The organism is Candidatus Omnitrophota bacterium (genome assembly GCA_023227985.1).
Taxonomy (GTDB): Bacteria; Omnitrophota; Gorgyraeia; order Gygaellales; family Profunditerraquicolaceae; genus JALOCB01.
The window spans coordinates 1-8861 of record JALOCB010000045.1 but is presented as its reverse complement, the minus strand read 5'-3'; the positions used below and the strand labels follow the sequence as shown (position 1 = coordinate 8861).

The window sequence follows — 8861 nt, the reverse complement described above, 5'->3', positions numbered from 1 at the left end:
AAGAATCCCCCGTTAAATATTTCCCATTCCACGGATCCGGGTCCTTGGCTCAAGCCGCTTTGTTGTGTGAAAAGCAGAAAAAGGCAGGAATAAAAAAACAGTTTTAACAGCATAGCCCTCTTTTTCATCTTATGGCCTTGCGTTGGGACATAATTATGGGTATGGAGATCAATAGAACGAACAGCGACAGGATTATATAAATGCCCAGTATCTGATATCTCATTACAACAAGATACATTGTCCGTAGCAGCATTATCCCCGCGAAAACAGCGTATATTTTGATCAATTTGAGCAACTGCGATTTTTTATTGGGGGTATCGTTGCGTTCGGCGATGCGAAAAAGGTACAGGGATATCCATATGCCCGGATGAAGCGCCAGGAAAGTCAAAAGCGGCAATATCAGGTAGGATAATGGGTATTTGAGGTGGTTCTCCGAGGCGAATTTGAAAGCGGATATGCCGTAAGATACTAAGGATAAGGATAATAAAACAGAGCCAATTATCCGGTATATCTTTGTTTTCATATTGGTCGTTGCCTGTATCAGCTTTAAAGTGGTTTTATCTCTTTGGTTTTATCCAGGGACAAAGCCTGTCCGATATGAATATGGCAATATATCTCGTGATTGTATATGCTTAAGATATGCTTGCAGTGCGGGTACCGGCATTTTCGGTTCTTTTGCGAAGTCCTGATTTTTTTGATAGCCAGCTCCTTCCGATTTATTTGATAATTAACATGGCATATAAGGCGAGGATTTTTCGGCACGGCAGTATAAACTACTTCAATATAATATCATATTCCCGACGTAAAAGCAAGGATTAGATGTTTATTGGTAATGCGGCTATATCGGTAAGAAAACGGGCCTTAAGCAGGCCTTCATCCCATTCCCCCTGTTCGGTGGAATCCCAGACAATGCCTCCGCCTATACCCATTTCTCCGTTTGTTCCCCGGATCAGAAGCGTGCGTATGGGGATATTGAAAAACATATCTTTCTTGGGCGTGATGTAACCTATGGCCCCGGTATAGATCAGGCGTTCTTCACCTTCCAGTTCCCGGATAATCTCCATTGCGCGTATTTTGGGGGCGCCGGTCACTGATCCTGAAGGGAAAATGGCGCTAAGGAGCCGGTAAACAGGCATCTCTCTGTCAATATCCGCGGTTACCGTGGAAGTCATCTGAAAAAGCTTTTTATAACCTGATATCTCAAAAAGCCGGGGCGCTTTGATCCGGGTCCCTATTCTACCCAGGTCATTTCTCAGCAGGTCGGCGATCATCAGGTTCTCCGCCCGGTTCTTTTCATCATACTGGAAACGTATCCTGTTGATCGCGTCGGATAGAATATCCCTGCCGCGCTGCCAGGTCCCTTTCATCGGTTTGGTCACAATACGCGAATAGCGTTTCTTAATGAACATCTCCGGTGAAAGCGAAAGAATATGGAACCCGGCTGTTTCGATATAGGCCGGGTATGGCACAGGTTGCTCTTTTAAAAGCGTGTTGTAAAGGGAAAACGGGTCGCCGCGGAAGGAAAACAGTAATTTCAGGCAATAGGTGATTTGATAAACATCCCCTTCGGCGATATGCCCGCGTATCGCCTGTATATGGCGGTTGTATCTATCCCGGGAGATATTCAAACGCAGGTTTTCTAATATATTTTCCCGGGATGATCTTTCGGGGCGCAGGTTATTGCGCTGAGGCGCCTTGTATGCTCCGAGGCAGATCAACGGGAAATCATAAGTTTTATTTTTCTTAAGTTTTTCTTCAGAAAAGTATCCGGCTTCATAGGATAAAAAACCGGCTAAATAATAGCCGCGTTTAAGCGCTATCTCGATCTGTTGGAAAGAATCGGTAAGTGCCGCGGGGTCTGTACAGGAGATGATGAAATCGGGGTCCTGGAATAGAAGCGGTTTATTCTCGAACTGGATCAGTATCCTCATGACCTTGCGGATAGTCTGGGTGCCCAAAATAATGCTTTGAGCTTAAGGTCATGACTTTCTTTATTGGCGCGGGATTATTAAAACTCTATTCCTCTTCGGGCTTTAACGCCGTCCTTAAAATAATGCTTTACCTCGTTTATCTCGCTGACCAGGTCGGCTTTCGCGATTATATCCGGGTGCGCGTTCCTGCCGGTAAGGACTATTTCGGTCTCTTTAGGCGCCATCCCCAGCAATTTTAGGACGCTGGGCAGTTCCAACAGCTTGATCTCCAGCGCGTTATTGATCTCATCCAGGATGATCAGGTCGAACCTGTTCTCGGATAATATCTGTTTTACTTTCTTTAGGCCTTTTACCGCCAGATCGCGGTCAACCGGCCCCGGGATTTTTATAAAGGTTCCCCTGCCGAATTGCTCGATGGTCAGGTTAGGCCGGAACTTCCTTAACGCCTTGATCTCGCTGTAATTCTTGCCTTTGATGAATTGGGCGATATATACCTTTAACCCGGCGCCGCAGGCTCTTACTGCCAGGCCTATCGCCGCGGTGGTTTTACCTTTGCCGTTTCCCGTATAGACTTGTATCATTGTGTTACCGCCTTCCAGCTCATTATACCCAGAGCGCAGAGAATGGTTACGATCACCCCTGCCCCGAGTATCCCCAGGATGCAGCCGATGAGCGCGTAACGCAGTCTCATTTTAAGCAATGACGCGGCTATGGCCCCTGTCCAGGCGCCGGTCATTGGTAAAGGTATGGCTACCAATATAGCAAGCCCCAATGTTTCCCATTTTTGGACAGTATTAGCTTTTTTCATAGTGCGTTCAAAAAGCCAGTCAAAAAAACGTTTGAATACCTTCAGCCTGCTTAACTTGGCGGAAACCGGTTTTAGCAGGAACAGGATCGGGATTACCGGAAGAGCGTTGCCGATAACAGAAAGCCAGAAGGCTTTTTGCATTGACATCCCCATTGACCATGCCAACGGTATCGCGCCGCGTAATTCCGCTATGGGGAGCGCGGCGACGAGCATCACGATCAAGTCGCGGGGGGTGTTTTTAAGGCCTTCCAATATGGCGCTAATCATTGTTTCGCGTCCGGTTTGAGCGCCGCCCAGATACCCGTTTATAAAGGAAACGCAGGAAGCGCAGTGTATCGGTAACCGGGTTTATATGGCTGGTTTCGTTAATGTAGACCGAGGTGATCGGGACCGACGCGATCTTAAATCCGTTACGGCTGGCTTCGATTATTATTTCGGATTCGATCTCAAATTTGGCACTGTGCAGTTTTATCTTTTTCAGGACTTCTTTTCGGATCAATCTGAATCCACATTGGCTGTCGCATATGTCCTGGCGGGCGATCTTGGAAATAAGCCAGGACATGAATTTATTGGTGAACACCCGGATAAGGGGCATATTAGCGCTTTTAGCCATACGGTTGCCGATTATTATCCCGGCATCGGAGTTTGCGGCTTCCTGAATGAAGCTCGATATTTCTTCCGGCCGGTGCTGTCCGTCGCCGTCCATGGTAATGCACGCGTCAAAGCCGGCAGTTAGGATATGTTCGAAGCCTTTGATCAACGATGCTCCTTTACCGAGGTTACGCGGGTTTTTTATGACTTCCGCTCCGTTGTCCTCGGCAAGACCCGCGGTATTATCGGATGAGCCGTCGTCGATGACCAGGATATCCATTTTTTGCCCCCGGATATTCTCGACCAGAGCGGCGATATTCTTGGCTTCGTTATGAGTGGGGATCAGTACGCAGGTTCTCATTTCTTGTTGTTCTTTACCCGGAATTCGCGGAACATATACCATTGGTCCGGGTATTTTTTTATATAGTCTTCCAGGATCGTCTTGTACCGGTTGACCATTTCTTTAAGGTCATTTTCATTTTTGTAATCTTTGGACGGGTCAGGCTCTAGCGGCTTTTCCATGTACAGGGTGAAACTGTCGTCCGGTTCCCTGAGCATAAATCCGGGCAGGATGACCGCGCCGGTCATCAGTGAGAACGCCGCCGGTCCCTGGGGAAGCGATGTGGGTTTCCCGAAGAAATCCACGATTACCCCGCCATCTTTAGTGTAATCTTTGTCCCCGACCAGGGCCACCATCTGGTTATCTTTTATGACTTTAAAGCACTGACGCGCGGCTTTGGCGAATGGGATAACCTTCATCCCCATGCTTTCCCTGCGTTTGTTAAAGAATTCATCGACCTTTTTATTTTTATGCGCCAGGGCCACCACCCAGAAAGGATAGCCTAAAAGCCCTATGGTCACCCCTCCCAATTCCCAGTTGCCGATATGGGCGGTGAGGACTATCACGCCTTTGCCTCTGGCTAACGCCTCGTCAAAATAATGCTGGTTGGCTACCCTGACGTTTTTATCGATATATGCCTTGTTTACCAAAGGATAACGGAAAAAATCAACCAGGTATTTGGCGAAATTACGGAAGATCATTCTCCTGATCCTTCCGATTTCCTTGTCGGTTTTATCCGGGAATATGGTCTTTAAGTTGGCGGTTACCTCGGCCCGGTCAACCTTGGCAAAAAAGTAATGCAGGTCTGAGAAGAACGCCGCGATCTTATAACCGATCCTTAAAGGGACCGCTAAGGTAATTAATTCGCCGAGTTTATAAAGCAAATAACTGGTCATTTTTAATGAAGGTTAAGCACGAACCTGGCTATGTCAAGGCTCGCCTCTGGTTTTGAGATGCGGCCGGCGGCCTGTGAAAGGCTGTCTAATTTATCCGGATTCGCGATCAGCTCGTCGATAATATGATGTATCTTTTGGGGTTTGTCGATCCTGATCCCGGCTTTTTGCTGGACCAGGTATGTGCAGTTGTTCATTTCCTGTCCGGGCAGGGGTTTTAATATCAGTATCGGCAGCCTTTTGGCCAGCGCCTCAGAGGTGGTTATTCCTCCGGGTTTGGTTATCACGATATCCGAAGCCACCATTAATTCGTTTACGTTATTGGCGTATCCGAAAAGCTGTATCTTTTTCTTATATTTGCGTATTTTCTTTTTAAGCGAATGATATAGTTTCCTGTTTGTGCCGGTAACGATCAATTCCTGTATCGGTTCTTTTACCCGTTCCAGGGATTTTACTATGGTTTTGATCGGCCCCAGCCCCTGTCCGCCGCCCATTATCAGTATGGTTTTTACCTCAGGATCCAGGTTAAGCTTATGTTTTATCTTTTCTTTGTCGACCGCGGCGTTAAAGTCCGGATTGAACGGTATGCCGAACGGCTTTATCTTGTGGCTGGGCACGCCTTTTTTGGCCAGTTTTTCCGCCACCTCTTCTGAAGGGACGATGTAATAATCGACAGTATCGTAGATCCAATATGAATGCGGGACAAAATCAGTAAGCACAGCGATCAGCGGCAGGTTGGAGTTGTATGTTTTTTTGTAGTCGGCGACCATCCCGCAGGGGAATGCCTGGGTGCAGACCACTGCGTTCGGGGAGAATCCGGCGAACAGTTTCTTTAATTTCGGGGAGTTCATCTTGTGGATGGAATTTTTGATCTTATCGAGTTTTTTCTTTACCTTTGGGTTATCGTACATATAATCCCAGATCTTGGGGGTGTTTTTGATCACCGCTGAATATATGCGGTTGACGATCTTCTCGGATATGGGATTGGTGTAGCGGAAGCCGTTAAGGTTTAATATATCGGCGTTATGCGATAGCAACTTGAGTGATTTTTCTATAGCCACTGCCGCGCTGCGGTGGCCGGATATTTCCGAGATGTACAACAGGATGATATTTTTCTTGGTCATGGCTTAAACTTTGCCTTCCTGGTAGAGTTCAAGGAACAGGGACGCTATTTCGGGGGTGAATTGAGCTCCGGTGCAGCGTTTTATCTCTTCAATGGCTTTATCCTTAGACATTCCAGACCGGTAGGGCCGGTCAGAGACCATTGCGTCGTAAGAATCGGCGATAGTGATTATAGCGGCGATCAGCGGTATCGCCTCCCCTTTTAGCCCTTCGGGATAACCTTTGCCGTCATACCGTTCGTGATGGTATTTTACTCCCTGGATGGCATCTTTTAATTCATGGATACTGGTTAAAATATTCACGCCTATCATCGGATGCTCGTTTATCTTCTTTCTTTCCTCATCGGTCAAAGGGCCTTGTTTATTGAGGATACTTTCCGGGACTCCGATCTTGCCGATATCGTGCAAAAGGCTGGCGATCTGGACGTTCTCGATGAAGTGCGGGTCACTTATGTTTTTGTGTTTTTCCGCGTATTTCTTTGCCACCAAAAGGCTGACATTCGTGACTCTGCTGGTATGGCCGTGGGTATAATGGTCCTTGGCGTCTATGGCCGCGGCCAGGGCTATGGTCGTGTGTAAGAACAGTTTTTGCTTGTTTTCCAACTCGTCCTTCAGCTGGTTAAAAAGCTGGGCATTGCGCAAAGCCATGGCCACATCCTGCGATAGCGCAATAAGGAAGTCCAATTCGTCATTGCCTAATTTTGCGGTTTCTTTTTTATCGCCTAAGAGCAGGATGCCTAACATATCATCCCTGAAATAGCACGGGATGCAGACCGTGGTTTCCAGTATCTCCATCTCGTAAATGGCGCTGGAAAGCAGCTGTTTTAGCACGGAATCCGCGGTTGTGTCCAGGAATTTACGACCTTCTTCAATGACCAGGTAATCAGTATTAAAAATAAAATTGTTTTTATGCTCGCGGAATATGCGGATAAGCGGGTTGTCGTTATCCATCCGGGTAAAGCCTTCAGGTATTTTCACCCCCAGAGGCCCCCGGGAAACGGATAAGACATAGGAGTTTTTGTCCGGATTGCGCAGTAGGATGCTGGCGTGGCTGACCCTTACTTTTTGCACGATCATCCGGATGATCATTTTGATCAATAACTCCGGTTCGTGCACCAGGATCATTGTTTTTGCCGCTCTTTCCAGCTCTCTTTTATAATTTACGACCATAGCTCGGTTTATTTGAGGTTTGTCATGACGATCGTTTCCAATTCATCAAGCCTTAGCGGTTTGTGCACGTATCCGCAGGCGCCTAACTCCAGGCATTTCTTGGCTGTTTCATTCTCATCCGGTTTTGTGCCGGTAACCATCACCACTTTTACCGATGGATTTATCTTTTTTATCGCTTCCAGCGCCTGGATCCCGTCAATACCCGACATCCGGATATCCATCAGGATCAAGTCAGGTTTATCAGCTTGCGCTTTTTTTATGGCATCTTCGCCGGTTCCGGCTGTAGTTACCTCTATTTTGCGCTTGCGGAAGAAATTAGCCGCGAATTCCCTAACATCATCTTCATCATCTACGATCATTAGTCTGGGCATAAGTAAGGCGTCTCCTTGGTAGTTAATATAGAAATAAAATATACACCAGAAAACCGGTTTTGTTAAGCGTTTTTATTGTCCGGCGATCGGCAGTTCCAAAATGAATTTCGTCCCTCTTTTATATTCCGAACTGAAATTTATTTTACCGTTATGGCTCTCGGTTATTATATTCCGGATGACATATAGGCCCAGGCCTGTTCCTTTTCTGGAAGAAACCTTGGTGGTAAAGAACGGCGTGAATATCTTTTTGATGTCTTCCTGTCGTACTCCCATCCCATTATCGCTGATCGTTATCTCTATTATGTTATCGGTATTTGATTTGCGCGCGGAAACAACGATTTTTCCCCGATATCCCGGTTCTTTCAGCAGGGTTTTACGTTCGACTATAGAATCATAGGCATTATCAATAAAATTAAAGAAGACTTCCTGCATCTGGACCAGGTTGGCTTTGATTTTCGGGGTATCTTTGGGGTAATCGCGGATGATGTCGATCTCTCCAAGCTTGACTTTATATTGGACCATGAGTATGGTCCCGTCGATTATCTGGTCTATAGTCAATGCCTCCATTCCTTCATCGCCTTTACGGGTATATTTCAGGATGCCTTTGACTACCTCTCCTCCCTGCATAACATTGACTTGGATGCGTTCCAGGGCTGAATTGATCTGCTTGATCATCTCCTGGATCTCAGGGGAACATCTGGCGGTATCAGTAAGCTTTATAGTATCAATAGTATCCCCGGCGATCAAAGAAAGCGCGTAAAATCGGTTATTGATCTGGTGCGACAAGCCGTCAGCCATGGTTCCTATGGTAGCCATCTTTTCAGCCTGGCCGATCTGGGCCTGCATTTCCTTGGCTTCTTCATAGAACTGGGCGTTTTCAATGGCAAGGGCTGCCTGGCTGGCTAAAACCTCGAATACAGTCAGGTCATCCGGAGTATACATCTGCCCGGAGAGTTTTTCGCCTAAAACAATAAGCCCGATCAGGGTATGGTCGAGGAAGCTGGGAATGACTACCGCGGCGTTCAACTGGCGCATGTTTTCTTCCAGCCCCTTCATTACTTTGTCATGGGAATCCTGCATCTGGCGCTTCACTTCTTCATATACCAGCGGCTGGCGTTTTATTGTCAGGACATGGATCAAAGGGATATAAGCGCTGATCGCGGACGTGGGCTCTGTTTTACCCCTATCCCTGCTGACCTGCAGGATAAATTGTTCTTTTCCTTCATCAAGCAGGTAAACCGCGGCAAAAGAAACGCGTACTGTCTTAGTAACAATATGAGCGATAAGGCTGAGCAGTTTGCGCAGGTTGCGGATGCGGGTCATTCCGACTGCGGCGTGTTTTAAAGAGTCCTGGTAGCGGCGCTGTTCTTTCATAAGCCTTGCTTCTGCTCTATGTTGGAGGAAAATGTAAACAAAAGGTCCAACAGTAGCTAATAAACCCATGAGCCCCATTGGCATTACCCACCAAGTAGAAGAAAAATTATCAATGAGCCAATTCTTATAGTAGGCAGTAATAGCGAAAGGTAAGCCTAGTACTAAAGTATATACACCAATGAATAGTCCGGCGCGTGTTATGATAATATTAATGTCTAATAAACGATATCGCAATATGGTATAGGTTCCGATTATTGCATAT

10 protein-coding genes are annotated in these 8861 nt (G+C 46.7%); all 10 read right to left on the bottom strand.

Translation table 11 applies throughout. From position 1 onward, the window contains the following. Positions 1-124 precede the first annotated feature (124 nt). Positions 125-523 (bottom strand): hypothetical protein, encoded by a 399-nt coding sequence (locus M0R35_07285; protein MCK9595458.1) that lies wholly within the window; start codon positions 521-523, stop codon positions 125-127. Positions 524-815: 292 nt separating this feature from the next. Further along, positions 816-1931 (bottom strand): chorismate-binding protein, encoded by a 1116-nt coding sequence (locus M0R35_07280; GenBank protein ID MCK9595457.1) that lies wholly within the window; start codon positions 1929-1931, stop codon positions 816-818. 77 nt (positions 1932-2008) lie between these two features. Next, the gene (locus tag M0R35_07275) at positions 2009-2512 is read right to left on the bottom strand and encodes a cob(I)yrinic acid a,c-diamide adenosyltransferase (protein MCK9595456.1); all 504 of its coding nucleotides are present in this window, start codon (positions 2510-2512) and stop codon (positions 2009-2011) included. Beyond that, the gene (locus M0R35_07270; GenBank protein ID MCK9595455.1) at positions 2509-3006 is read right to left on the bottom strand and encodes a small multi-drug export protein; all 498 of its coding nucleotides are present in this window, start codon (positions 3004-3006) and stop codon (positions 2509-2511) included. The genes M0R35_07275 and M0R35_07270 overlap by 4 nt, the downstream gene beginning before the upstream one ends. After that, the gene (locus tag M0R35_07265; GenBank protein ID MCK9595454.1) at positions 2999-3691 is read right to left on the bottom strand and encodes a glycosyltransferase family 2 protein; all 693 of its coding nucleotides are present in this window, start codon (positions 3689-3691) and stop codon (positions 2999-3001) included. Before M0R35_07265 ends, M0R35_07270 begins: the two co-directional genes overlap by 8 nt. Next, positions 3688-4566 (bottom strand): lysophospholipid acyltransferase family protein, encoded by an 879-nt coding sequence (locus tag M0R35_07260; GenBank protein ID MCK9595453.1) that lies wholly within the window; start codon positions 4564-4566, stop codon positions 3688-3690. The genes M0R35_07265 and M0R35_07260 overlap by 4 nt, the downstream gene beginning before the upstream one ends. Positions 4567-4568: 2 nt before the next feature. Beyond that, the gene (locus tag M0R35_07255; protein ID MCK9595452.1) at positions 4569-5687 is read right to left on the bottom strand and encodes a glycosyltransferase; all 1119 of its coding nucleotides are present in this window, start codon (positions 5685-5687) and stop codon (positions 4569-4571) included. Positions 5688-5690: 3 nt separating this feature from the next. Beyond that, positions 5691-6854, bottom strand: a complete 1164-nt coding sequence (locus M0R35_07250) for an HD domain-containing protein (GenBank protein ID MCK9595451.1) — start codon at positions 6852-6854, stop codon at positions 5691-5693. 8 nt (positions 6855-6862) lie between these two features. Beyond that, complete coding sequence (locus tag M0R35_07245) at positions 6863-7225, bottom strand: response regulator (GenBank protein MCK9595450.1); 363 nt, start codon at positions 7223-7225, stop codon at positions 6863-6865. Positions 7226-7297: 72 nt separating this feature from the next. Then, complete coding sequence (locus M0R35_07240) at positions 7298-8599, bottom strand: ATP-binding protein (GenBank protein MCK9595449.1); 1302 nt, start codon at positions 8597-8599, stop codon at positions 7298-7300. Between the last annotated feature and the right edge of the window lie 262 nt (positions 8600-8861).